Here is a 24,092-nt window from a genome sequence, read left to right on the forward strand (position 1 = left end):
CCGACAGGCCCAGTCCCTAAAGGAGAGGACAATGGTTGCGGTACGCAGTGCACATATTAATAAAGCTGGGGAGTTTGATCCGGTTAAATGGATAGCAAGCCTGGGAATTTCCAGCCAGCAGTCGTGTGAACGCTTAGCCGAGACATGGACCTATTGTCGCGAACAAACTCTCGATCATCCTGATGCTGACGCACTGTTGTGGCGCGGTGTCGAGATGGTTGAAATCCTCTCTATGCTCAACATGGACATCGATTCACTGCGGGCGGCACTGCTGTTCCCGTTGGTGGTCGGCGAAGTCGTCAGTGAAGAAACGCTCGAAGCTGCCGTGGGCAAATCCATCGTGACGCTTATCCACGGCGTGCGCGATATGGCTGCGATTCGTCAGCTGAAAGCCGCTCATAACGATTCCGTCTCTTCCGAACAGGTCGATAACGTTCGCCGCATGCTGCTGGCGATGGTCGATGATTTCCGTTGCGTGGTCATCAAACTCGCCGAACGAATAGCTCACTTGCGTGAAGTGAAGGACGCGCCGGAAGATGAACGCGTCCTGGCGGCAAAAGAATGTACCAACATTTATGCGCCGCTCGCGAACCGCCTCGGTATCGGTCAACTGAAATGGGAGCTGGAAGATTACTGCTTCCGCTACCTGCATCCTGACGAATACAAGCGCATCGCCAAGCTGCTACACGAGCGCCGTATCGATCGCGAGCACTACATCGACGAATTTGTCGGGACGTTGCGCGCCTCCATCAAAGAAGAGGGCGTGCGGGCGGAAGTGTACGGCCGACCAAAGCACATCTACAGTATCTGGCGCAAAATGCAGAAGAAGCATCTGCAATTTGATGAGCTGTTTGACGTGCGTGCGGTGCGTATTGTCGCTGAACGTTTGCAGGACTGCTACGCCGCACTGGGCATCGTGCATACCCATTTTCGTCACTTGCCGGATGAGTTCGACGACTACGTCGCCAACCCAAAACCGAACGGCTATCAGTCAATCCACACCGTGGTGTTAGGTCCGGGTGGAAAGACGGTTGAAATCCAGATCCGTACGCGTCAGATGCATGAAGAATCAGAGCTTGGCGTGGCGGCGCACTGGAAATACAAAGAGGGCGCGGCGTCCAGCGGCGCTCGCGGTCACGAAGACCGCATAGCCTGGCTGCGTAAGCTGATTGCGTGGCAGGAAGAGATGGCCGATTCGGGCGAAATGCTCGACGAAGTGCGCAGTCAGGTGTTCGACGACCGCGTCTATGTGTTTACCCCGAAAGGCGATGTAGTAGACTTGCCGACCGGTTCAACGCCGCTTGATTTTGCCTATCATATCCACAGTGATGTGGGGCATCGCTGCATCGGCGCCAAAATCGGTGGGCGCATTGTCCCCTTCACCTATCAGTTGCAGATGGGCGATCAGATTGAAATCATCACCCAGAAACAGCCGAACCCAAGCCGCGACTGGCTAAATCCGAACCTGGGATACGTTAACACCAGCCGCGCGCGCGCGAAGATCCACGCCTGGTTCCGCAAACAGGATCGCGACAAAAATATTCTCGCCGGGCGTCAGATCTTGGACGATGAACTGGAACGCCTGGGGATAAGCCTGAAGGAAGCCGAGAAGCATCTGCTGCCGCGCTACAACTTCAATGAGATTGATGAACTGCTGGCCGCGATTGGCGGCGGTGATATTCGCCTCAACCAGATGGTGAACTTCCTTCAATCGCAGTTCAACAAGCCGAGTGCTGCCGAACAGGACGCTGCGGCGCTCAAGCAGTTGCAGCAGAAAACCTACAACCCGCAGAGCCGTAAGAAAGATGATGGTCGCGTGGTGGTGGAAGGGGTCGGCAATCTGATGCATCACATTGCACGCTGTTGCCAGCCCATTCCGGGCGATGAAATTGTCGGCTTTATCACTCAAGGGCGTGGGATTTCTGTGCACCGTGCGGATTGTGATCAGCTGGTTGAACTGCAATCCCATGCGCCAGAGCGTATTGTTGATGCTGTCTGGGGCGAAAGTTACTCAGCCGGTTATTCGTTGGTGGTGCGCGTGCAGGCCAATGACCGCAGCGGTTTGTTGCGCGATATCACCACCATCCTTGCCAACGAGAAGGTCAACGTGCTGGGCGTGGCGAGCCGCAGCGATACCAAGCAGCAGCTCGCGACCATCGATATGACCATCGAAATCTACAACCTGCAGGTGCTGGGCCGGGTGCTCGGCAAACTGAACCAGGTGCCGGATGTGATTGACGCCCGACGTCTGCACGGCGGGTAACGCTGCTTTTCTGCTATCTTCCCCGGCGGCGCGTTGCTTGTCGGGGCTACGATCTCACGTAGGTCGGGTAAGCGTCAGCGCCACCCGACATTTTTCAGGACACTATCATGAATCAAATCGACCGCCTGCTCGGCATTATGCAACGTCTGCGCGACCCGCAAAGCGGCTGTCCGTGGGACAAAGAGCAGACCTTCGCCACCATCGCGCCGTACACCCTCGAAGAAACCTACGAAGTGCTGGATGCCATCAACCGTGAAGATTTTGACGATCTGCGCGGTGAGCTTGGCGATTTGCTGTTCCAGGTGGTGTTTTATGCACAAATGGCGCAGGAAGAAGGGCGCTTTGACTTTAACGACATTTGCGCGGCTATCAGCGACAAATTAGAGCGTCGTCATCCACATATTTTCGGTGACGCGAATGCGGCCAATAGCCGTGAAGTGCTGGAGCGTTGGGAACAAATTAAAACCGCCGAACGCGCCGAAAAAGCTCAACATTCCGCTGTTGACGATATCCCCCACAGCCTGCCTGCGCTGATGCGTTCACATAAAATCCAGAAACGTGTATCGACTGTCGGTTTCGACTGGACTTCACTCGGCCCGGTGCTCGACAAAGTCTATGAAGAAATCGACGAAGTGATGCACGAAGCCAAGCAGGCGGTGGTCGACGAAGCAAAGCTGGAAGAGGAAATGGGCGACTTGCTGTTTGCGACGGTCAACTTATCCCGCCATTTAGGGGTGAAAGCCGAAACCGCACTGCAAAAAGCGAACCTGAAATTCGAGCGTCGTTTCCGTGAAGTGGAGCGAATTGTTGCCGAGCGAGGCCTTGAAATGACGGGAATCGACCTGGAAACCATGGAAGGCGTATGGCAAGAGGTAAAACGACAGGAATATGATCTCTAACGTTTTTTTGCGATAAAACACGATTTGTGTGATTTTTAAAATGACAAGCGATTGATTTGCGTCAAAAACATTTACCCAAAAGGAGCTATTTTCTCACTCCTTATGTGTGTCTGAGCCTGGAATGGAGACGGAGAATGAATATTTGTGGCGCTCGCCGTGTTCCGGTATACTACTTTCCCGTCCTGGTTATTCCATCATTCCAACCTAACTTCTCAGGTTCAGCATGACAACGAACTATATTTTTGTGACCGGCGGGGTCGTATCCTCTCTGGGTAAAGGCATTGCAGCCGCTTCCCTCGCAGCCATTCTCGAAGCCCGTGGCCTCAATGTGACCATGATGAAACTGGATCCGTATATCAACGTCGATCCGGGCACCATGAGTCCTATTCAGCACGGTGAAGTGTTCGTTACTGAAGACGGCGCTGAAACTGACCTGGACCTGGGTCACTACGAGCGTTTCATTCGCACCAAAATGACTCGCCGTAACAACTTCACCACGGGTCGTATCTACTCTGACGTACTGCGTAAAGAGCGCCGTGGCGACTATCTTGGCGCGACCGTTCAGGTTATCCCGCACATCACCAATGCTATCAAAGAGCGCGTACTTGCTGGTGGCGAAGGTCACGACGTCGTGCTGGTCGAAATCGGCGGTACTGTCGGCGATATCGAATCCCTGCCGTTCCTCGAAGCGATTCGCCAGTTGGCTGTGGATATCGGCCGCGAACACGCGCTGTTTATGCACCTGACGCTGGTGCCTTATCTGGCTGCTGCGGGTGAAGTCAAAACCAAACCGACTCAGCACTCCGTGAAAGAATTGCTCTCCATCGGGATCCAGCCAGATATCCTGATTTGCCGCTCCGATCGTGCCGTTCCGGCCAATGAACGTGCCAAAATTGCATTGTTCTGTAACGTTCCAGAAAAAGCTGTTATCTCGATGAAAGACGTCGATTCCATTTATAAAATCCCGGGCCTGTTGAAATCACAGGGCCTGGACGATTATATTTGTAAACGATTCAGCTTGAACTGTCCGGAAGCTAATCTGTCAGAATGGGAACAGGTTATCTACGAAGAAGCTAACCCGGCAGGCGAAGTGACTATCGGTATGATCGGCAAGTACATTGAACTGCCAGATGCCTATAAGTCAGTTATCGAAGCGCTGAAACACGGTGGGTTGAAGAACCGCGTGACCGTCAACATCAAGCTGATTGATTCACAAGATGTTGAAACGCGTGGTGTTGAAATCCTGAAAGATCTTGATGCTATTCTGATCCCTGGCGGCTTCGGCTACCGTGGTGTTGAAGGTAAGATTGCCACCGCACGCTTTGCGCGTGAAAACAATATTCCTTATCTGGGCATTTGCCTGGGTATGCAGGTTGCGTTGATCGAGTTCGCTCGTAACGTAGTCGGGATGGAAAACGCCAACTCAACGGAATTTGTGCCAGACTGTAAGTACCCGGTTGTGGCTCTGATTACCGAATGGCGTGACGAAGACGGCAATGTCGAAGTGCGTACTGAGAAAAGCGATCTCGGCGGCACTATGCGTCTGGGGGCTCAGGCCTGCCAGCTTAGCGACGACAGCCTGGTTCGCAAGATGTACGGCGAAGAGACTATCACCGAGCGTCACCGTCACCGCTATGAAGTCAACAATATGCTGTTGAAACAGATTGAAGCTGCGGGTCTGCGTGTTGCAGGCCGTTCCGGGGATGATCAGTTGGTCGAGATCATCGAGGTGCCGAATCATCCATGGTTCGTTGCCTGTCAGTTCCATCCGGAATTTACTTCTACGCCGCGTGATGGGCATCCGCTGTTTGCAGGCTTTGTGAAAGCCGCCAGCGATTACCAGAAACGTCAGGCGAAGTAAAAAAGTTAGAACGGCAGCGCCCCTGGTTGGGGCGTTGTTTGTCTGGAGTTTTAGTTAACGTTGTGACTTGAGGAAAACCTATATGTCCAAAATTGTTAAAGTCATCGGTCGTGAAATCATCGACTCCCGTGGTAACCCGACTGTTGAAGCTGAAGTTCACCTGGAAGGCGGTTTCGTCGGTATGGCAGCAGCACCATCAGGCGCTTCTACTGGTTCCCGTGAAGCACTGGAACTGCGCGATGGCGACAAATCCCGTTACTTGGGTAAAGGCGTACTGAAAGCAGTTGGCGCGGTAAACGGCCCGATCGCTCAGGCAATCCTTGGCAAAGATGCCAAAGATCAGGCTGGCATCGACAAGATCATGATCGATCTGGACGGTACCGAAAACAAATCTAACTTCGGCGCAAACGCGATCCTGGCTGTGTCTCTGGCTAACGCCAAAGCTGCTGCTGCTTCTAAAGGTCAGCCGCTGTTCGAACACATTGCTGAACTGAACGGTACTCCAGGCAAATACTCTATGCCGGTTCCGATGATGAACATCATCAACGGTGGCGAGCACGCAGACAACAACGTTGATATCCAGGAGTTCATGATTCAACCTGTTGGTGCTAAAACGCTGAAAGAAGCCATCCGTATGGGTTCTGAAGTATTCCACACCCTGGCTAAGGTTCTGAAGTCCAAAGGTATGGGTACTGCTGTTGGTGACGAAGGTGGCTATGCGCCAAACCTGGGTTCCAACGCTGAAGCACTGGCTGTTATTGCTGAAGCCGTTAAAGCAGCAGGCTACGAGCTGGGCAAAGACATCACCCTGGCGATGGACTGTGCAGCGTCTGAATTCTACAAAGACGGTAAATACGTTCTGGCTGGCGAAGGCAACAAAGCATTCACCTCCGAAGAATTCACTCACTTCCTGGAAGATCTGACTAAACAGTATCCGATCGTTTCCATCGAAGATGGCCTGGACGAATCTGACTGGGATGGTTTCGCATACCAGACCAAAGTACTGGGCGACAAAATCCAGCTGGTGGGTGACGATCTGTTCGTAACCAACACCAAGATCCTGAAAGAAGGTATCGACAAAGGCATCGTTAACTCCATCCTGATCAAATTCAACCAGATCGGTTCTCTGACCGAAACTCTGGCTGCAATCAAGATGGCTAAAGACGCTGGCTACACGGCTGTCATCTCTCACCGTTCAGGTGAAACTGAAGATGCAACCATCGCTGACCTGGCGGTCGGTACTGCTGCAGGCCAGATCAAAACCGGTTCTATGAGCCGTTCTGACCGCGTTGCTAAATACAACCAGCTGATTCGTATCGAAGAAGCGCTGGGTGAAAAAGCACCGTACAACGGTCGTAAAGAGATCAAAGGTCAGTAATTCTGACTTTCGCTCTTAAGAAAAACCCGCTTCGGCGGGTTTTTTTGTATCTGAAAATGGCGTTCGGATCCCTTATTTGTCATTCTTGATAAATTCTGAAATTTAGTTCTATGCTCAGCAACTTTGATAACTTTCACATTTTACGTTCACTATCTACGTTACCGTTTGGCCGTAAAAGGGATAAAACAAGGCTAATTGTATGGATACGGAAAGTATTGAACGCTTATTGGTTAAAGCTGGATTGAAAGAATGGGAAGCCATGCGGTTGGTTAAAATGGCGAAGCGCAAAGAAATATCAGTTAGCCGAATGTTTTTTGTATATACATGGAAGTATTATGCATGGTCGGTAGCACTTTTACTCGGTTTAATTTTCTCATTGTGTAGTTACGATCTCGAGTCAATGATTGAAGGCGTATTCTTATGGTATTTCGTAGCATTACTTTCCTTGTTTTTCACTCCTTTTTTTAAGAACTGTTTTATAAGTTTTAAAATACAATGGGCCCTTAGAGGGAAATGATAAGGTAGATTATGGACAGTTATGGATTGATGAGCCTGGAAAGAGAACGTGAAAAAATCAACAGTCTGTTATTTAGTTTGGAGTCAAGATATTTAAATGATCTGTCGCTTCGTAATAAATTTGCGAAGGAGCAAAGAAAATTTTCCCTGTCTTACATCGACGATTATAAAAGAGGACGAGTTACTTTTGGGCAGGCGATGGAAAATCTGATTCAGCAATACCGGATGCTTCAAGAAAATAACATGAAACTGCAAATGGGTAAAATCCGGCTTTATGTCATCGCTCAACGTGAGGAGCAACGGCACGCTATATCGACAATAGTTCTTAAAGATGTGGGATTTATTGGAGGGGTTATGCAATCTATTGGCGGAGTGGGGATATGCAAACTAAACCTTGGTGCCGCATGTAAAACGTATGGGGCAGCTTTACTCCTGCATGGGACAGAAAATATGTGGGAAAATGGTTACTACCTTGTTACTCATGAAGAACCGAACTTGATGCCACTTAGAAATGTCTACCGTTCTATTGCTGGTTTACTTGGTGGAACAGTTAAAAATGGCGATATAGCTTTTTCGGTGGGCGATATAGGGCTTTCAGTTGGATCGGCATCAATGCTCACATTAAAGCCTGAGGCCTGGAAACTATTATATTATATCAGAGAAGATTACATCCGAAGTTGGCGAACATTAAGTGTTGCTGAAGGTGTAAATGAAGTGGTCGGTGATTCATCTAGCAGTTTCTCAATATATCAACTTATGGGACGCAGTGATACTGAGTGGGCGGAATTAAAAGATGAATGAATGCAACCGCAAAAACAACGCTTCTGCAGATCAACTTTTGATCACTAAGATGATGGCATTAGGACTTACGGAATATAAGGCTGAAAGGCTGATTATCGAAGCGAGGGAGAAAGGAATTAGTCTTCAAAGCGCTTACCGAATGAAAGACGCCAGCATACTCAATGCAGATATTGCTCTTTTTGGGGTTATGGTTTTCTTTCTTGGGTCAATAGCCATTGGCGATCTCAGCGAACTACCTGTCGCTTTGCTGATATTTGGGGGGACTTTCACCGTTGTGGAATTATTTGGCCGTTTCCATAAAGGTTACTGGAAAATGTTGAGGATTTATCGCGGGCTGAAGACATTGTAAAGCCGCTGCCCCACAGCCGCTTGCCTCGCTCTGATGGCCTAAATCTGCGATACTTACACTTTACTCCTTTCACAGAGATGACTATGCAGTACCCGATTAATGAAATGTTCCAGACCCTGCAAGGCGAGGGTTACTTTACCGGCGTTCCCGCCATTTTTATTCGACTACAGGGATGCCCGGTTGGCTGTGCGTGGTGCGATACCAAACATACCTGGGACATGCTGGAAGATCGGGAAGTGTCTCTGTTCAGCATTCTGGCGAAAACCAAAGAAAGCGACAAATGGGGCGCGGGCACGGCGGAAGATCTGCTGACCGCAATCACCCGTCAGGGTTGGACCGCGCGTCACGTGGTGATCACGGGCGGTGAGCCGTGTATTCATGATTTAACCCCACTGACGACGCTGCTTGAGCACAACGGTTATAGCTGTCAGATTGAAACCAGCGGCACGCATGAAGTGCGTTGTTCACATGCCACGTGGGTAACAGTATCGCCTAAAGTGAATATGCGCGGGGGCTATGAAGTGCTTTCACAGGCGCTGCATCGCGCTGATGAAATCAAGCATCCTGTCGGGCGTGTACGTGATATCGAAGCGCTGGACGAATTATTAGACACGCTGAGCGACGATAAACAGCGAGTGATCGCCTTACAGCCGATCAGCCAGAAAGAAGATGCGACCCGCCTGTGCATTGAAACCTGTATCGCCCGCAACTGGCGGTTGTCGATGCAGACGCACAAATACCTGAATATCGCCTAAAAAAATGCCCGGTTAATTCACCGGGCTTTTTGCATTTGGCATCAATGCCTTTCAACGATCACTCGCCGCGATAGACGCAACCCGCCGTGCAGGTTTCTTTGATCATGACCGCGCTCAACAGTGGCACCAGCGGTTTCATCTGATCCCAAATCCACTTTGACAGCACTTCGCTGGTCGGATTTTCGAGGCCAGGAATATCGTTCAGATAGTAATGATCGAGTCTGTCGTAGGTCGGCTTGAACGCCGCTTTTAGCTCGGAAAAATCCATGATCCAGCCCGTGTGCGGGTCTACGTCGCCGGTAATTTCCAGACGAACCATAAAGGAGTGACCGTGCAGGCGTCCGCACTTATGACCTTCCGGAACATGTGGCAGGTGGTGAGCGGCTTCGAAGATGAAATCTTTAAACAGGGTGGTGGACATCATGAACTCTCAATAATGCGGAAAAAACCGGCGAATCTTACAGCAATGCGCCTTTTTTCGCATTAACTAAAACCGCCATTTAAAGTGGGTTTGCCTCCACTGGTGATAGCCGAGATGAAAATTGTTTTTTATCAATGGGTTAATTAACCTGTTTTAGCGATAAATAAGACAAGCAAAACAGGTTAGTCCATTTGGTTATTTATTATTTCCAACCCTTCTTTAATTGTTATTATTCCAGCCGTTAACCTTACTTTCACTTACGTTATTACGATAATAAAAAGCTTTGCTACTGGAACATAACGACGCATGACGACACAGGCCCCACCTTCCGCTTTGCTTCCGCTGAACCCGGAGCAACTGGCACGCCTGCAGGCGGCCACCACCGATCTTTCACCGACTCAGCTCGCCTGGGTTTCTGGCTATTTCTGGGGCATGCTCAATCAGCAGCCGGGGAGTGTAGTCGCCACCGCGCCTGCCGCTGTTGAAGCGCCAGCAATTACACTGATCTCCGCTTCGCAAACGGGCAATGCGCGCCGTGTGGCTGAACAGTTACGCGACGACCTGCTGGCGGCGAAACTGAACGTCAAACTGGTGAACGCAGGCGACTATAAATTCAAACAAATCGCCCAGGAAAAACTGCTGGTGGTGGTGACGTCGACACAAGGTGAAGGCGAACCGCCGGAAGAAGCCGTGGCGTTGCACAAGTTCCTGTTCTCGAAAAAAGCGCCGAAGCTGAATGGCACCGCGTTTGCGGTGTTTGGTCTGGGCGATACCTCGTATGAATTCTTCTGCCAGTCGGGTAAAGATTTCGACGGTAAGCTGGCTGAGCTTGGCGCGGAGCGGTTGCTGGATCGCGTCGACACTGATGTTGAATACCAGGCCGCAGCGGCAGAATGGCGCGAACGTATTGTTGACGTATTGAAAGCGCGTGCGCCGAAAGAAACCCCAGCCCAGGCGGCGGCTGCGGCGAGCGGTATTGTCAATGAAGTGCATTCCAGTCCGTATACCAAAGAAGCGCCGCTGACGGCGACGCTGGCGGTAAACCAAAAAATCACTGGCCGCGATTCTGAAAAAGACGTGCGTCATATCGAAATTGATCTGGCTGAGTCTGGGCTGCGCTATCAGCCGGGCGATGCGTTGGGCGTGTGGTATCAGAACGATCCGGCGCTGGTGAAAGAGCTGGCAGAACTACTGTGGTTGAAAGGTGATGAAGCCGTCACCGTGAATGGTCAAACGTTGGCGCTCAGCGAAGCGCTGCAATGGCATTTCGAACTGACGGTGAACACCGCCAATATCGTGGAAAATTACGCCACGCTCACGCGCAGCGAATCGCTGTTGCCGCTGGTGGGTGATAAAGCCAAATTACAGCATTACGCCGCGACCACGCCGATTGTCGATATGGTGCGTTTCTCTCCGGCACAGCTGGATGCAGAAGTGTTAATCGGTCTGCTGCGTCCGTTGACACCGCGCCTGTATTCCATTGCCTCGTCACAAGCGGAAGTGGAAACCGAAGTACACATCACTGTGGGGGCCGTGCGTTATGACATCGAAGGCCGCGCCCGCACAGGTGGCGCGTCTGGTTTCCTCGCCGATCGCGTAGAAGAAGATGGCGAAGTGCGTGTGTTCATTGAGCATAACGATAATTTCCGTCTGCCTGCTAACCCGGAAACTCCGGTGATAATGATTGGCCCTGGCACTGGCATCGCGCCGTTCCGCGCCTTTATGCAGCAGCGTGCGGCGGATGGCGCAGAAGGCAAAAACTGGCTGTTCTTTGGTAACCCGCATTTCACCGAAGACTTCCTGTATCAGGTGGAATGGCAGCGCTACGTGAAAGAAGGTGTCCTGACCAAAATCGATCTGGCCTGGTCCAGAGATCAAAAACAAAAAGTCTATGTACAGGACAAACTGCGTCAACAGGGCGCGGAGCTGTGGCGCTGGATCAATGACGGTGCCCACATTTATGTCTGCGGTGACGCCAATCGCATGGCGAAAGACGTTGAGCAGGTTTTACTGGAAGTGATTGCTGAATTTGGTGCGATGGATACCGAAGCGGCGGACGAATATTTAAGTGAGCTGCGCGTTGAGCGCCGTTATCAGCGAGATGTCTACTAATGAGCGAAAAACACCCAGGGCCTTTAGTGGTCGAAGGTAAGCTGGCCGATGCCGAGCGTCTGAAGAAAGAGAGTAACTTTCTGCGTGGCACCATCGCCGAAGATTTGAATGAAGGCCTGACCGGCGGCTTTAATGGCGACAACTTCTTGCTGATCCGCTTTCACGGTATGTATCAGCAGGATGACCGCGATATCCGCGCCGAACGTGCTGAACAGAAGCTTGAACCGCGTCATGCGATGATGCTGCGCTGCCGCCTGCCGGGTGGGATCATAACCACCAAACAATGGCAGTCGATCGACAAGTTCGCTGAGAACAACACGATTTACGGCAGTATTCGTCTGACCAACCGCCAGACTTTCCAGTTTCATGGCATTCTGAAAAAGAACGTCAAACCGGCGCACCAGATGCTGCACGAAGTCGGGCTCGATGCGCTGGCGACAGCTAACGACGTGAACCGTAACGTGCTCTGTACTTCGAACCCGATTGAGTCCGAACTGCACGCGGAAGCGTACGAGTGGGCGAAAAAGCTGTCTGAACACCTGCTGCCGCGCACCCGGGCTTATGCGGAGATCTGGCACGATCAGGAGAAAGTGGCGACCACCGACGAAGAGACGATCCTGGGCGATACTTACTTGCCACGTAAATTCAAAACCACGGTAGTGATCCCACCGCAGAACGACGTGGATCTGCATGCCAACGACATGAACTTTGTCGCGGTGGCGGAGAACGGCAAACTGGTGGGCTTCAACCTGCTGGTCGGCGGCGGTCTGTCTATCGACCATGGCAACAAAAAAACCTACGCCCGCACCGCGAGCGAATTTGGTTTCCTGCCTCTCGAACACACTTTGGCTGTTGCGGAAGCGGTGGTGACGACTCAGCGCGACTGGGGTAATCGTACCGACAGGAAAAACGCGAAAACCAAATATACCCTTGAACGTGTCGGCGTTGACGTGTTCAAAGCGGAAGTCGAGCGCCGTGCAGGCATGACTTTTGCGCCGATTCGCCCGTATGAATTTACCGGTCGTGGCGATCGCATTGGCTGGGTAAAGGGCATCGACAATAAATGGCACCTGACGCTGTTTATTGAAAATGGCCGCATCCTGGATTATCCGGGCAAAACATTGAAAACCGGCTTGCTGGAAATCGCGAAGATCCACAAAGGCGATTTCCGTCTGACCGCCAATCAGAACCTGATTGTGGCAGGCGTACCGGAAAGCCAGAAAGTCAAGATTGAGAAACTCGCGCAGGAAAACGGCCTGATGAATGCCGTCAAACCGCAGCGTGAAAACTCGATGGCTTGTGTGTCGTTCCCGACCTGTCCGTTAGCAATGGCCGAAGCCGAGCGTTTCCTGCCGTCGTTTGTCGACAAAGTGGAGGCGGTGATGGCGCGTCACGGCGTGGGTGATGAGCATATCGTTCTGCGTGTGACCGGCTGCCCGAACGGCTGTGGCCGTGCGCTGCTCGCCGAGGTTGGCCTGGTCGGTAAAGCGCCGGGTCGCTATAACCTGCATCTCGGCGGCAACCGCATGGGGACGCGCATTCCACGGATGTATCGCGAGAACATCACCGAATCGGAAATTCTCGATTCGCTGGATGAACTGGTAGGACGCTGGGCCAAAGAGCGTGAAGCCGATGAAGGGTTCGGTGACTTCACTGTGCGTGCGGGGATCATCCGTCCGGTGCTCGATCCGGCGCGAGATTTCTGGGAATAATTCGCGATTGCCCGGTGGCGCTGCGCTTACCGGGCCCACGTGAATCAGATGTGTTGTAGGCCGGGCAAACGCAGTGCCGCCCGGCAAAACCTGACAGTGAGGTAACCATGTCCGTACTCGATCTGAACGCCTTAAACGCCTTGCCGAAAGTCGAGCGCGTACTCGCGCTTGCAGAAACCAACGGTCAACTGGAGAAACTCAGCGCGGAAGCGCGCGTGGCGTGGGCACTGGAAAACCTGCCGGGTGACTACGTGCTTTCTTCCAGCTTCGGCATTCAGGCGGCGGTGAGCCTGCATCTGGTGAATCAACTGCGTCCGGACATCCCGGTCATCCTCACCGACACGGGTTACCTGTTTCCTGAAACCTATCAGTTTATTGATGAACTGACGGACAAGCTGAAACTCAACCTCAAGATTTACCGTGCTGAACAGAGCCCGGCGTGGCAGGAAGCGCGTTACGGAAAACTGTGGGAGCAGGGCGTTGAAGGCATTGAGAAATACAATGACATCAACAAAGTCGAGCCGATGAACCGAGCGTTGCAGGAACTGAACGGGCAAACCTGGTTTGCGGGCCTGCGCCGTGAACAGTCTGGCAGTCGGGCTAATTTACCGGTGCTGGCTATTCAGCGCGGGGTGTTTAAAATCCTGCCGATTATCGACTGGGACAACCGCACGGTTTATCAGTATCTGCAAAAACACGGCCTGAAATATCATCCGCTGTGGGATCAGGGTTATCTTTCTGTCGGCGATACCCACACCACCCGTAAATGGGAGCCGGGCATGGCTGAAGAAGAAACGCGTTTCTTTGGTTTGAAGCGTGAATGCGGATTGCACGAAGGGTGAATGAAGTGTCCGGTGGCGAAACGTCACCGGATTGATTGCCTTACGCTTTCCCCGCTTTTGCCAGTTCCTTCACCAGCGGCAACATGATTTTCACCACGTCACGACCACGGTGCTCGATACGGCCCGGCAGGGCTTTGTCTATATATTGCAGGTTGTCGAGACGGACGTTATGCCAGCTTGTACCGTCCGGGAAGGCGTGCGTTTTAGCGCGCTGCTGGAAACCGTCTTTCTTGCCGAGCGACCAGTTGGTGGCCTCGACGGAAAGTACGGGAATGCCCGCATTATCAAACACCTCTGCGTCATTACAGCAACCCGTTCCTTTCGGATAGCGGGCGTTCAACCCTGGATTGATGGCGGCCTGAATACCGTGGCTACGGGCAATATTCAATGCGCGGTCGCGGGTCAGTTTACGCACTGAGGCGGGCGTTGATTTTCCGCTATTGAAATAGAGTTTGTCCCCGACCACCAGATTATCCAGATTGATAACCAGCAGAGTGTTTTTCCTTTCCGCAGCGCTCATGCGTTGCAGCAGATTGGCTGCGCCGAGTTTTCCTTCCTCTTCACCGCTGGTGGCGATAAAACGGATGCTGTATTCCGTCGGTATATTTTTCAAGCGCTCGGCCAGTTCCAGCATCACGCCCACGCCCATGGCGTTATCATCAATGCCTTGCAGCGTCAGGCCACCGAGATTGTTTTCCACATCGGAATCGCTGTGCGGTGCATAGGTATCAAGATGCGCCATCACGATAATCTGTTGGCTGGCTTTACCTTCGTGCGCGGCGATAACCGTGCTGCCGGTGATTTTATGCCAGTTCTGACGCGCGTCTTTGCTGGTGTAAATAAAGCGGCTGTTAAAGGAGCGAATATCGCTTTCATAGCCCATCTGCGCAAACTGCTGACGAACGTAATCCGCCGAGAGCATTTCTGCAGGGCTGCCGGTCATTCGACCCGGAAAATAAGTGGCGATATAACGCGCTTGCTGGTTGGCGATGGCACCGGTTGGCACCGAGGCAGCAAAAGATGACGCCGTAAAACATGCGCCTAACGCCAGGGGAAGCAGGCGGCGGCACAGGGCGGAAAACATAATGTGTCCTTACACCAGGGCAAAATAATAAACCGCTCTAGTATGAAACTGTGACCGGTCTAACACAATTTCATTTGTTCCTAAACGGGCGAAATATCGAGCGTTAAGCACTTTTTCGTCTTTGCATTGTTGAAGTGTTATTCCTTTGAGGAACTACTCATTCCATTTCGTAATTTCATTTGCTCTGAGCCTCCCCCTATAGTCCCTCTATGTTGAATGTGAATGAGTTGTAGCGCCGTGGACTACTTGCCTCTCTTTGCCGCTCTGAAAGACCGCCCGGTTTTGGTTATCGGGGGTGGCGATATTGCCGCCAGAAAAATTCTGCTGTTACGGCGGGCTGGGGCAAACGTGCGCATAGTCGCGCAGCAACTCTCGGCTGAACTGACAGAACTTGCAGACCAACAGGCCATTGAATGGTTAGCCACAGAATTCGATGAAGCACAGATTGACGCTGTGTTTCTGGTCATTGCCGCCACGGATGACAGCGAACTGAACCAACGCGTTTTTGCGGCGGCGAATGCTCGTCAGCGCCTGGTGAACGTGGTGGATAATCAGCCACTGTGCTCTTTTATCTTCCCGTCGATTGTCGATCGCTCGCCTTTGCTGGTGGCGATCTCCTCGGGCGGTACGGCCCCCGTGCTGGCGCGTATATTGCGCGAAAAAATCGAAGCGCTGCTGCCGACCAATCTCGGGCGTATGGCGCAGGCGGCGAGTTACTGGCGGCATCACATTCAAACGCGTTTGAAAACGGTGGCCGAACGCCGCCGTTTTTGGGAGCGCGTATTTACCGGGCGCTTTGCCAGTTTAATGGTGGCGGGCAACGAATCTGCCGCGCAGCAGGCGCTTGAAGATGAATTGAATCAGCCTGAACGTGCCGTCGGTGAAATTGTGCTGGTCGGCGCAGGGCCTGGCGATGCAGGCCTGCTGACGCTGCGTGGATTGCAGGTTATCCAGAAGGCCGATGTGGTGTTTTACGATCATCTTGTCAGCGAAGGCGTGCGCGAACTGGTGCGCCGTGATGCGGAGATGATTTGTGTTGGCAAACGCGCGGGCACCCACAGCGTGCCGCAACATGATACCAACCGTATGCTGGTTGAAGCGGCGCTGGCAGGTAAAAACGTAGTGCGCCTGAAAGGCGGTGACCCGTTCATTTTTGGTCGTGGTGGAGAAGAACTCCAGGCGGCTGCCGAAGCGGGTGTGCCTTTCCAGGTGGTTCCCGGCATTACCGCTGCGGCGGGGGCGACCGCTTACGCAGGCATCCCACTGACCCATCGCGATCACGCACAAAGCGCGACCTTTGTTACCGGACATTACAAAGCCGACAGCACGCCGTTTGATTGGGCGCATCTGGCGCAGAGCCGTCAGACGCTGGCGATTTACATGGGCACCATGAAAGCGGCGGAAATCAGCCAACAACTTATAAAGCACGGTCGCGACAGTCTGACGCCAGTGGCGGTGATCAGCCGCGGCACGCGCGCCGATCAGCAGGTGATCGTCGGAACCTTACAACAACTCGAAAGCCTGGCGAAAGACGCCCCGATGCCAGCATTGCTGGTGGTGGGGGAAGTGGTGCAACTGCATCAACAACTCGCCTGGTTTCAGAACAATCAACAGCAGGAGGGATTTAACTCTTCTGTGGTGAATCTGGCTTAAGGAACGGTTATGGACCAAAAACGACTCACTCACCTGCGTCAACTGGAGGCGGAAAGCATCCATATCATCCGCGAGGTGGCGGCAGAATTTTCTAACCCGGTGATGATGTATTCCATCGGCAAAGACTCCAGCGTGATGCTGCATCTGGCGCGTAAAGCGTTCTATCCAGGCACGCTGCCGTTCCCGCTACTTCATGTGGACACCGGCTGGAAGTTCCGTGAGATGTACGAGTTCCGCGACCGCACGGCCAAAGCTTATGGCTGCGAACTGCTGGTACATAAAAATCCGGAAGGCGTGGCGATGGGCATTAACCCATTCGTGCACGGCAGCGCTAAGCATACCGACATCATGAAAACCGAAGGCCTGAAACAGGCACTGAACAAATACGGTTTTGATGCCGCGTTCGGCGGCGCTCGTCGTGATGAAGAGAAGTCCCGCGCCAAAGAGCGTATCTACTCTTTCCGCGACCGTTTCCACCGTTGGGATCCGAAAAACCAGCGCCCGGAGCTGTGGCACAACTACAACGGTCAGATTAACAAAGGCGAAAGCATTCGCGTGTTCCCGCTCTCCAACTGGACTGAGCTGGATATCTGGCAGTACATCTATCTGGAAAATATCGAAATCGTTCCTCTGTATCTGGCTGCACCGCGCCCGGTGCTGGAACGTGACGGGATGCTGATGATGATCGACGACGATCGCATTAATTTGCAGCCAGGTGAGGTGATTAAGCAGCAGATGGTGCGTTTCCGCACGCTCGGCTGCTGGCCACTGACCGGCGCGGTGGAATCGACGGCGCAGACATTACCGGAAATTATTGAAGAGATGCTGGTGTCGACCACCAGTGAACGACAGGGCCGCATGATTGACCGCGACCAGTCAGGCTCCATGGAGCTTAAGAAACGTCAGGGTTATTTCTAAGGAGCCGCCATGAACACAACGATTGCACAACAAATTGCCGATGAAGGCGGTGTGGAAGCGTATCTGCACGCGCAGCAGCACAAAAGCCTGCTGCGTTTCCTGACCTGCGGTAGCGTGGATGATGGCAAAAGCACCCTGATCGGTCGCCTGTTGCACGATACTCGCCAGATTTACGAAGATCAGCTCTCATCGCTGCACAATGACAGCAAGCGTCACGGCACCCAAGGTGAAAAACTCGACCTGGCGCTGCTGGTTGATGGCTTGCAGGCCGAGCGCGAGCAGGGCATTACCATTGACGTTGCGTACCGCTATTTCTCAACTGAGAAGCGCAAATTTATCATTGCCGACACCCCAGGCCACGAACAGTACACCCGTAATATGGCGACCGGTGCTTCCACTTGTGATTTAGCGATCCTGCTGATGGACGCGCGTAAAGGCGTGCTCGATCAGACTCGTCGCCACAGTTTTATTTCCACATTGCTGGGTATTAAACACCTGGTGGTGGCGGTAAACAAAATGGATCTCGTGGAATACAGCGAAGCGAAATTCAATGAAATCCGAGACGCTTACCTGACGTTTGCCGCGCAACTGCCGGGTGAACTGGATATCCGATTTGTGCCGCTGTCGGCACTTGAAGGCGATAACGTCGCGAGCCAGAGCGATAAAATGCCGTGGTACAGCGGCCCGACTTTACTCGAAGTGCTGGAAACTGTTGAAATCAAACGCGTGGTAGAGGGTCAGCCGCTGCGTTTCCCGGTCCAGTATGTGAACCGGCCGAATCTTGATTTCCGTGGCTATGCGGGCACGCTCGCGTCTGGCACGGTGAGTGTCGGTCAGCGCGTAAAAGTGCTGCCGTCTGGCGTAGAATCCGCTGTTGCGCGCATCGTGACTTTTGACGGTGATTTGCAGCAGGCCGCTGCCGGAGAAGCCATCACTCTGGTGCTGAAAGATGAAATCGACATCAGTCGTGGCGATCTGCTGGTGGATGTAAACGAAAATATTGCTGCGGTGCAAAGCGCGAGCGTGGATGTGGTGTGGATGGCTGAACAGCCCCTCCAGCCGGGGCAAAGCTATGAAATCAAAATCGCCGGGAAGAAAACACGCGCCCGCGTTGACGGCGTGCAGTATCAGGTGGATATCAACAACCTGACACAGCGCGAAGTGACCAGCCTGCCGCTGAACGGTATTGGACTGGTGGATGTGACCTTCGACGAACCTTTAGTGCTGGATAAATACCAGCAAAATCCGGTAACCGGCGGCCTTATTTTTATCGATCGCCTGACTAACGTGACCGTCGGAGCGGGTATGGTTCGCGAACCGCATGAGCAGACCACCGCCGTGAATAACGGGGATTTCAGTGCCTTTGAACTGGAACTGAACGCGCTGGTCCGTAAGCACTTCCCGCACTGGGGCGCACGCGATCTACTGGGAGGCAAGTAATGGCGCAGCATGACGAGAACGTCGTCTGGCACGCGCATCCCGTTACGCAGCAACAGCGCGAACAACGCCACGGTCACCGTGGAGTTGTGCTGTGGTTCACCGGGCTTTCCGGCTCGGGAAAATCCACGGTGGCCGGGGCGCTCGAAGAAGCGTTGCACGAGCTAGGTGTCAGCACCTATCTGCTGGATGGTGACAATGTGCGTCACGGCTTATGTAGCGATTTAGGCTTTAGCGACGACGACCGCAAAGAGAATATCCGCCGCGTCGGCGAAGTCGCTAACCTGATGGTGGATGCTGGTTTGGTTGTGTTGACGGCCTTTATTTCACCGCATCGAGCGGAACGGCAGATGGTGCGCGAGCGTGTGGGAGAAGGGCGCTTTATTGAAGTGTTTGTCGATACGCCATTGTCAGTGTGTGAAACCCGCGATCCGAAAGGTTTGTATAAAAAAGCGCGCGCCGGAGAATTGCGTAATTTCACCGGTATCGACTCGGTTTATGAAGCCCCGGACAAGGCCGAAATTCACCTTGATGGCGAACAATTAGTAACAAATTTGATTAACCAATTATTAGACCTGCTGAGACAGGACGATATTATCAGATCCTGAGACCGGGCCGGTTTTCCGGCCAGTCAAGAAACAGGATTTGAGATGCGCAATACCCAAAACATGACCATTATTCAGACTGAACCCATGAACGGCGAAATCGAAGAGACCACCTGGTCTCTCTCGGGCGCGGTCGTGGGTTTTGTTGCATGGCTATTGGCGCTCGGGATCCCGTTTGTGTTTTATGGCAGCAATACGCTGTTCTTCTTCCTCTACACGTGGCCCTTCTTTCTGGCGCTACTACCCGTTTCCGTGGTGATTGGCATTGCGCTACATTCGCTGGTTAACGGTAAACTCCTCTACAGTATTGTGGTGACGCTGATAACCGTCGCAGCACTCTTCGGCTTGCTGTTCCTGTGGCTACTGGGTTAAACACAGCGGTCAGTATGTTCGTTTCTATTCAGACCTACGACTCCACGGCCAAAATGTGGTACATTCCCCGCGATATGCGGCATCGTCCGCAGGCCTGGGTAGAGCACTCCGGCACGTTATGGGATGATGATGCCGTTTTTCAGGGGGCAGGATGGGTAAATTAACGCTGCTATTGCTGGCATTGTTGGTCTGGCTACAGTACTCGCTGTGGTTCGGCAAGAACGGTCTTCACGACTACAGTCGCGTCAATGATGACGTGATGGCTCAGCAAGCGACTAACGCGAAACTTAAAGCGCGCAACGATCAGCTTTTCGCCGAAATTGACGATCTCAACGGCGGTCAGGAAGCTATCGAAGAACGCGCTCGCAACGAACTCAGTATGACCCGCCCGGGCGAAACGTTTTATCGTCTGGTGCCCGATGCGTCTAAACGCAATCAGGGTCAGAATCAGAGTTCGGGGCAGAACAATCGATAATCACAGGCCAGGATAAACGCATGGCAACCCCTTTTCCGGGCATTTGCGCCGTGGTGCCGGCAGCCGGTTTTGGCCGCCGTATGCAAACGGAATGCCCGAAGCAATATCTCTCAATCGGTAACAAAACGATTCTTGAACACGCGGTGGCTGCCCTACTGGCGCATCCGCGTGTCGATCGCGTCATCATCGCTATCAGCGACGGCGACGAACGCTTCCAGCAACTCCCACTCGCTCATCACCCGCAAATCACCGTTGTTGAAGGTGGCGCAGAACGCGCCGATTCCGTGCTGGCGGGTTTGCGTGCGGCGGGGGATGCCCCGTGGGTGCTGGTGCATGATGCCGCGCGTCCGTGCCTGCATCAGGACGATCTGGCGAATCTGCTGGCGCTCAGCGATACCAGTCGTGTTGGCGGGATCCTCGCCGCGCCAGTGCGCGACACCATGAAGCGCGCCGAGCCCGGACGAGAGGCGATAGCCCATACCGTTGACAGAAACGACCTCTGGCATGCACTGACGCCACAATTTTTCCCTCGCGAACTTCTCTTTGATTGCCTGACTCGGGCGCTCAATGAAGGGGCGACGATCACCGATGAAGCCTCTGCGCTGGAATATTGTGGCTTCCACCCACAACTCGTTGTCGGGCGTGCTGATAATATTAAAGTGACCCGCCCGGAAGACCTGGCGCTGGCAGAATTCTACCTTTCCCGTTGCGGAATTCAGGAGCAGGCATAATGCGAATTGGACACGGTTTTGACGTACACGCCTTTGGCGGAGAAGGCCCGATTATCATTGGTGGCGTGCGCGTGCCTTACGAAAAAGGCCTGCTGGCTCACTCCGATGGCGACGTGGCGCTGCATGCGCTGACCGACGCGCTGCTCGGCGCGGCGGCGTTAGGTGATATCGGCAAACTGTTCCCGGACACTGATCCTGCTTTCAAAGGGGCGGACAGCCGCGAACTGTTGCGTGAAGCCTGGCGTCGTATTCAGGCGAAAGGCTACACGCTCGGTAATGTCGATGTGACCATTATTGCTCAGGCCCCGAAAATGCTGCCGCACATCCCGCAGATGCGCGTGTTCATTGCCGAAGATTTGGGCTGCCACATGGATGACGTCAATGTGAAAGCGACCACCACCGAAAAACTCGGCTTTACCGGTCGTGGCGAAGGGATTGCTTGCGAAGCCGTAGCGCTGCTGAATAAGGCCCGTCCATGATCGCTTTTGACGAACTGACTTACCTGCACGGTAAACCACAAGGGCAGGGCCTGCTAAAAGCCAACCCCGAAGATTTTCTGGTGGTCGAAGACCTCGGTTTTTCCCCGGATGGCGAAGGCGAACATCTGCTGGTGCGCGTCCTGAAAAACGGCTGTAACACCCGTTTTGTCGCCGATGCGCTGGCAAAATTCCTGAAAGTACACGCTCGCGAAGTGAGCTTTGCCGGGCAGAAGGATAAACACGCGGTCACTGAACAGTGGATTTGCATCCGTCTGCCAGGCAAAGAGATGCCTGATTTAAGCAAATTTGAACTCGAAGGCTGTAAAGTACTGGAGTATGCCCGCCACAAACGCAAGCTGCGTCTTGGCGCGTTGAAAGGCAATGCGTTTACGCTGGTGCTGCGTGAAGTCAGCAGCCGCGAAGATGCAGAAGCCCGTTTGCAGGCGATTGCCGAAAAGGGCGTACCAAACTATTTCGGTGCGCAGCGTTTCGGGATCGGTGGCAGTAATTTGCACGGCGCACTCCGCTGGGCAGAAAGCGGTGCGCCGGTTCGCGATCGCAATAAGCGCAGTTTTTGGTTGTCGGCGGCCCGCAGCGCGTTGTTTAATCAGTTAGTGAGCGAGCGTTTAAAAAAACCGGACTTTAATCAAGTTGTTGACGGCGATGCGCTACAATTAGCGGGACGCGGCAGCTGGTTTGTGGCAACGGATGAAGAGATGCCTGAACTTCAGTCTCGCGTTGAAAATCGCGAACTGATGATAACCGCGTCATTGCCGGGCAGTGGCGAGTGGGGAACGCAGCGGGCAGCGCTTGATTTTGAGCAGCAAACGCTCGCGCAAGAAACGCTTTTACAGTCTTTGTTGCTGCGTGAAAAAGTGGAAGCCGCGCGGCGTGCCATGCTGCTCTACCCGCAACAAATGAGCTGGAACTGGTGGGATGACGTCACCGTCGAGGTACGTTTCTGGCTGCCGGCAGGCAGTTTTGCCACCAGTGTTGTAAGGGAACTTATCAACACAACGGGTGATTATGCGAATATTGCTGAGTAACGATGATGGGATCCACGCGCCGGGGATCCAAACTCTGGCGAAGGCCTTGCGTGAGTTCGCGGAGGTCCAGGTTGTTGCACCCGATCGTAACCGCAGTGGGGCGTCAAATTCGCTGACGCTGGAATCCTCTCTTCGTACCTTCACGTTAGAAAACGGCGATATTTCCGTGCAGATGGGCACCCCGACGGACTGTGTGTTTCTCGGTGTAAACACACTGATGCGACCACGTCCGGATGTCGTGGTGTCTGGCATTAATGCCGGGCCGAACCTGGGCGATGATGTGATTTATTCAGGTACGGTGGCTGCGGCGATGGAAGGCCGTCATCTCGGTTTTCCGGCGCTGGCGATTTCGCTGAACGGCTATAAGCACTATGACACCGCCGCGGCGGTGACGTGCACTATTCTGCGGGCACTGGCCCGCGAGCCGCTTCGCACCGGGCGTATTCTGAATATCAACGTGCCCGATCTCCCGCTTTCTGAAATCAAAGGCATTCGCGTGACTCGCTGTGGCAGTCGCCATCCGGCGGATAAAGTCATTCCACAGCAGGATCCGCGCGGCAATACGCTCTATTGGATAGGGCCGCCGGGCGAGAAATTCGACGCCGGACCAGATACCGATTTTGCCGCCGTGGATGAAGGCTATGTCTCCGTCACGCCTCTGCATGTTGATTTGACTGCTCACAGCGCGCAGGAGGTGCTGTCTGGCTGGCTGGATCGCACAGGAGTCGGTGAGCAATGGTAAGCAAACGCGTGCAAAGTCTTCTGAATCAACTGCGTAATCAGGGCATTCTGGACGAGCAAGTGCTCGACGCCATTGCTCAGGTTCCGCGTGAAAAGTTTATTGATGAAGCCTTTGAACATAAAGCGTGGGAAAACGTCGCGTTGCCCATCGGTCAGGGGCAAACTATCTCGCAACCTTATATGGTCGCGCGGATGACCGAACTGCTTGAACTGACGCCGGAATCACGCGTGCTGGAAATCGGCACCGGCTCGGGCTACCAGACCGCTATTCTGGCGCATCTGGTGCATCACGTGTGTTCCGTTGAGCGTATTAAAAGCCTGCAATGGCACGCGCGACGTCGCCTCAAGCAGCTGGATTTACATAATGTTTCAACGCGTCATGGCGATGGATGGCAAGGGTGGCACGCAAGAGCGCCATTTGATGCCATTATTGTCACGGCGGCGCCGCAGGAAATTCCCGTCGAGCTGATGTCACAGCTTGATGAAGGCGGCATTCTCGTTTTACCCGTCGGAGAAGAACAACAGGTTCTGAAGCGTGTTCGGCGGCGGGGGAGCGAATTTATCATCGATACCGTAGAAGCGGTTCGCTTTGTGCCATTGGTCAAAGGCGAACTGGCGTAATACAGGAGTTTTCCTGTTTCT

At 53.3% G+C, this 24,092-nt stretch carries 25 protein-coding genes; 23 read left to right on the forward strand and 2 right to left on the reverse strand.

Going from position 1 to position 24,092, the window contains the following annotated elements; translation table 11 throughout:
• The first annotated feature begins 31 nt into the window (after positions 1-31).
• The 8 genes from relA (at position 32) to queE (ending at position 8,822) form a co-directional block, all read left to right on the forward strand.
• Positions 32-2,263, forward strand: coding sequence for a GTP diphosphokinase (gene relA / locus VH187_RS12740; protein ID WP_329701815.1), 2,232 nt, complete (start codon positions 32-34; stop codon positions 2,261-2,263).
• Between the two features lie 107 nt (positions 2,264-2,370).
• Positions 2,371-3,162, forward strand: coding sequence for a nucleoside triphosphate pyrophosphohydrolase (gene mazG / locus VH187_RS12745; RefSeq protein WP_329701816.1), 792 nt, complete (start codon positions 2,371-2,373; stop codon positions 3,160-3,162).
• Positions 3,163-3,385: 223 nt separating this feature from the next.
• Positions 3,386-5,023, forward strand: a complete 1,638-nt coding sequence (gene pyrG / locus VH187_RS12750; protein WP_329701817.1) for a glutamine hydrolyzing CTP synthase — start codon at positions 3,386-3,388, stop codon at positions 5,021-5,023.
• Between the two features lie 82 nt (positions 5,024-5,105).
• A complete protein-coding gene (gene eno / locus VH187_RS12755; protein ID WP_329701818.1) occupies positions 5,106-6,401 on the forward strand; it encodes a phosphopyruvate hydratase in 1,296 nt (431 codons plus the stop codon).
• A 199-nt stretch (positions 6,402-6,600) separates the two neighbouring features.
• A complete protein-coding gene (locus VH187_RS12760) occupies positions 6,601-6,918 on the forward strand; it encodes a hypothetical protein (protein WP_329701819.1) in 318 nt (105 codons plus the stop codon).
• Between the two features lie 11 nt (positions 6,919-6,929).
• Positions 6,930-7,718 carry a DUF4225 domain-containing protein gene (locus VH187_RS12765; protein WP_329701820.1) on the forward strand — a complete coding sequence of 263 codons (789 nt, stop codon included), beginning with the start codon at positions 6,930-6,932 and terminating at the stop codon, positions 7,716-7,718.
• On the forward strand, positions 7,711-8,067 hold the full coding sequence (locus tag VH187_RS12770; RefSeq protein WP_329701821.1) for a hypothetical protein: 357 nt from the start codon (positions 7,711-7,713) through the stop codon (positions 8,065-8,067). Before VH187_RS12765 ends, VH187_RS12770 begins: the two co-directional genes overlap by 8 nt.
• Positions 8,068-8,150: 83 nt before the next feature.
• Positions 8,151-8,822, forward strand: a complete 672-nt coding sequence (gene queE / locus VH187_RS12775; RefSeq protein ID WP_329701822.1) for a 7-carboxy-7-deazaguanine synthase QueE — start codon at positions 8,151-8,153, stop codon at positions 8,820-8,822.
• A gap of 58 nt (positions 8,823-8,880) precedes the next feature.
• On the opposite strand, the gene queD is transcribed toward queE, so the two are convergent.
• Entirely contained in the window at positions 8,881-9,246 is a 366-nt protein-coding gene (gene queD, locus VH187_RS12780) for a 6-carboxytetrahydropterin synthase QueD (protein ID WP_329701823.1), read from the reverse strand.
• 303 nt (positions 9,247-9,549) lie between these two features.
• On the opposite strand from queD, the gene cysJ reads away from it, so the two are divergent.
• The 3 genes from cysJ to cysH all read left to right on the forward strand — a co-directional run bounded on the left by cysJ (position 9,550) and on the right by cysH (position 13,909).
• A complete protein-coding gene (gene cysJ / locus VH187_RS12785; RefSeq protein WP_329701824.1) occupies positions 9,550-11,355 on the forward strand; it encodes an NADPH-dependent assimilatory sulfite reductase flavoprotein subunit in 1,806 nt (601 codons plus the stop codon).
• Positions 11,355-13,067 carry an assimilatory sulfite reductase (NADPH) hemoprotein subunit gene (gene cysI, locus VH187_RS12790; protein ID WP_329701825.1) on the forward strand — a complete coding sequence of 571 codons (1,713 nt, stop codon included), beginning with the start codon at positions 11,355-11,357 and terminating at the stop codon, positions 13,065-13,067. The genes cysJ and cysI overlap by 1 nt, the downstream gene beginning before the upstream one ends.
• Positions 13,068-13,174: 107 nt before the next feature.
• On the forward strand, positions 13,175-13,909 hold the full coding sequence (cysH, locus tag VH187_RS12795; RefSeq protein ID WP_329701826.1) for a phosphoadenosine phosphosulfate reductase: 735 nt from the start codon (positions 13,175-13,177) through the stop codon (positions 13,907-13,909).
• 40 nt (positions 13,910-13,949) lie between these two features.
• Here the strand turns inward: cysH and VH187_RS12800 are convergent, their stop codons facing one another.
• Entirely contained in the window at positions 13,950-14,993 is a 1,044-nt protein-coding gene (locus VH187_RS12800; protein WP_329701827.1) for an aminopeptidase, read from the reverse strand.
• Between the two features lie 246 nt (positions 14,994-15,239).
• On the opposite strand from VH187_RS12800, the gene cysG reads away from it, so the two are divergent.
• Genes cysG through VH187_RS12860 form a run of 12 tightly spaced genes read left to right on the forward strand, consistent with a single transcriptional unit; the run spans position 15,240 to position 24,071 of the window.
• Positions 15,240-16,646 (forward strand): siroheme synthase CysG, encoded by a 1,407-nt coding sequence (cysG, locus tag VH187_RS12805; RefSeq protein ID WP_329701956.1) that lies wholly within the window; start codon positions 15,240-15,242, stop codon positions 16,644-16,646.
• Between the two features lie 9 nt (positions 16,647-16,655).
• The gene (gene cysD, locus VH187_RS12810; RefSeq protein WP_329701828.1) at positions 16,656-17,564 is read left to right on the forward strand and encodes a sulfate adenylyltransferase subunit CysD; all 909 of its coding nucleotides are present in this window, start codon (positions 16,656-16,658) and stop codon (positions 17,562-17,564) included.
• Between the two features lie 9 nt (positions 17,565-17,573).
• Positions 17,574-19,004 carry a sulfate adenylyltransferase subunit CysN gene (cysN, locus tag VH187_RS12815; RefSeq protein WP_329701829.1) on the forward strand — a complete coding sequence of 477 codons (1,431 nt, stop codon included), beginning with the start codon at positions 17,574-17,576 and terminating at the stop codon, positions 19,002-19,004.
• Positions 19,004-19,609, forward strand: coding sequence for an adenylyl-sulfate kinase (gene cysC, locus VH187_RS12820; protein ID WP_329701830.1), 606 nt, complete (start codon positions 19,004-19,006; stop codon positions 19,607-19,609). The genes cysN and cysC overlap by 1 nt, the downstream gene beginning before the upstream one ends.
• 42 nt (positions 19,610-19,651) lie before the next feature.
• Positions 19,652-19,978, forward strand: coding sequence for a DUF3561 family protein (locus VH187_RS12825; protein WP_329701831.1), 327 nt, complete (start codon positions 19,652-19,654; stop codon positions 19,976-19,978).
• Positions 19,979-19,992: 14 nt separating this feature from the next.
• The gene (locus tag VH187_RS12830; protein ID WP_329701832.1) at positions 19,993-20,142 is read left to right on the forward strand and encodes a hypothetical protein; all 150 of its coding nucleotides are present in this window, start codon (positions 19,993-19,995) and stop codon (positions 20,140-20,142) included.
• Positions 20,130-20,453 carry a cell division protein FtsB gene (gene ftsB, locus VH187_RS12835; protein WP_329701833.1) on the forward strand — a complete coding sequence of 108 codons (324 nt, stop codon included), beginning with the start codon at positions 20,130-20,132 and terminating at the stop codon, positions 20,451-20,453. Before VH187_RS12830 ends, ftsB begins: the two co-directional genes overlap by 13 nt.
• A gap of 20 nt (positions 20,454-20,473) precedes the next feature.
• Positions 20,474-21,184, forward strand: a complete 711-nt coding sequence (gene ispD / locus VH187_RS12840; RefSeq protein ID WP_329701834.1) for a 2-C-methyl-D-erythritol 4-phosphate cytidylyltransferase — start codon at positions 20,474-20,476, stop codon at positions 21,182-21,184.
• Positions 21,184-21,663, forward strand: coding sequence for a 2-C-methyl-D-erythritol 2,4-cyclodiphosphate synthase (gene ispF, locus VH187_RS12845; protein WP_329701835.1), 480 nt, complete (start codon positions 21,184-21,186; stop codon positions 21,661-21,663). The genes ispD and ispF overlap by 1 nt, the downstream gene beginning before the upstream one ends.
• Entirely contained in the window at positions 21,660-22,709 is a 1,050-nt protein-coding gene (truD, locus tag VH187_RS12850; RefSeq protein ID WP_329701836.1) for a tRNA pseudouridine(13) synthase TruD, read from the forward strand. Before ispF ends, truD begins: the two co-directional genes overlap by 4 nt.
• Positions 22,690-23,451, forward strand: a complete 762-nt coding sequence (gene surE, locus VH187_RS12855; protein ID WP_329701837.1) for a 5'/3'-nucleotidase SurE — start codon at positions 22,690-22,692, stop codon at positions 23,449-23,451. Before truD ends, surE begins: the two co-directional genes overlap by 20 nt.
• A complete protein-coding gene (locus VH187_RS12860) occupies positions 23,445-24,071 on the forward strand; it encodes a protein-L-isoaspartate(D-aspartate) O-methyltransferase (protein ID WP_329701838.1) in 627 nt (208 codons plus the stop codon). The genes surE and VH187_RS12860 overlap by 7 nt, the downstream gene beginning before the upstream one ends.
• Positions 24,072-24,092: the final 21 nt, after the last annotated feature.

The sequence above is a fragment of the Scandinavium sp. genome (assembly GCF_036271055.1).
Taxonomy (GTDB): domain Bacteria; phylum Pseudomonadota; class Gammaproteobacteria; order Enterobacterales; family Enterobacteriaceae; genus Scandinavium.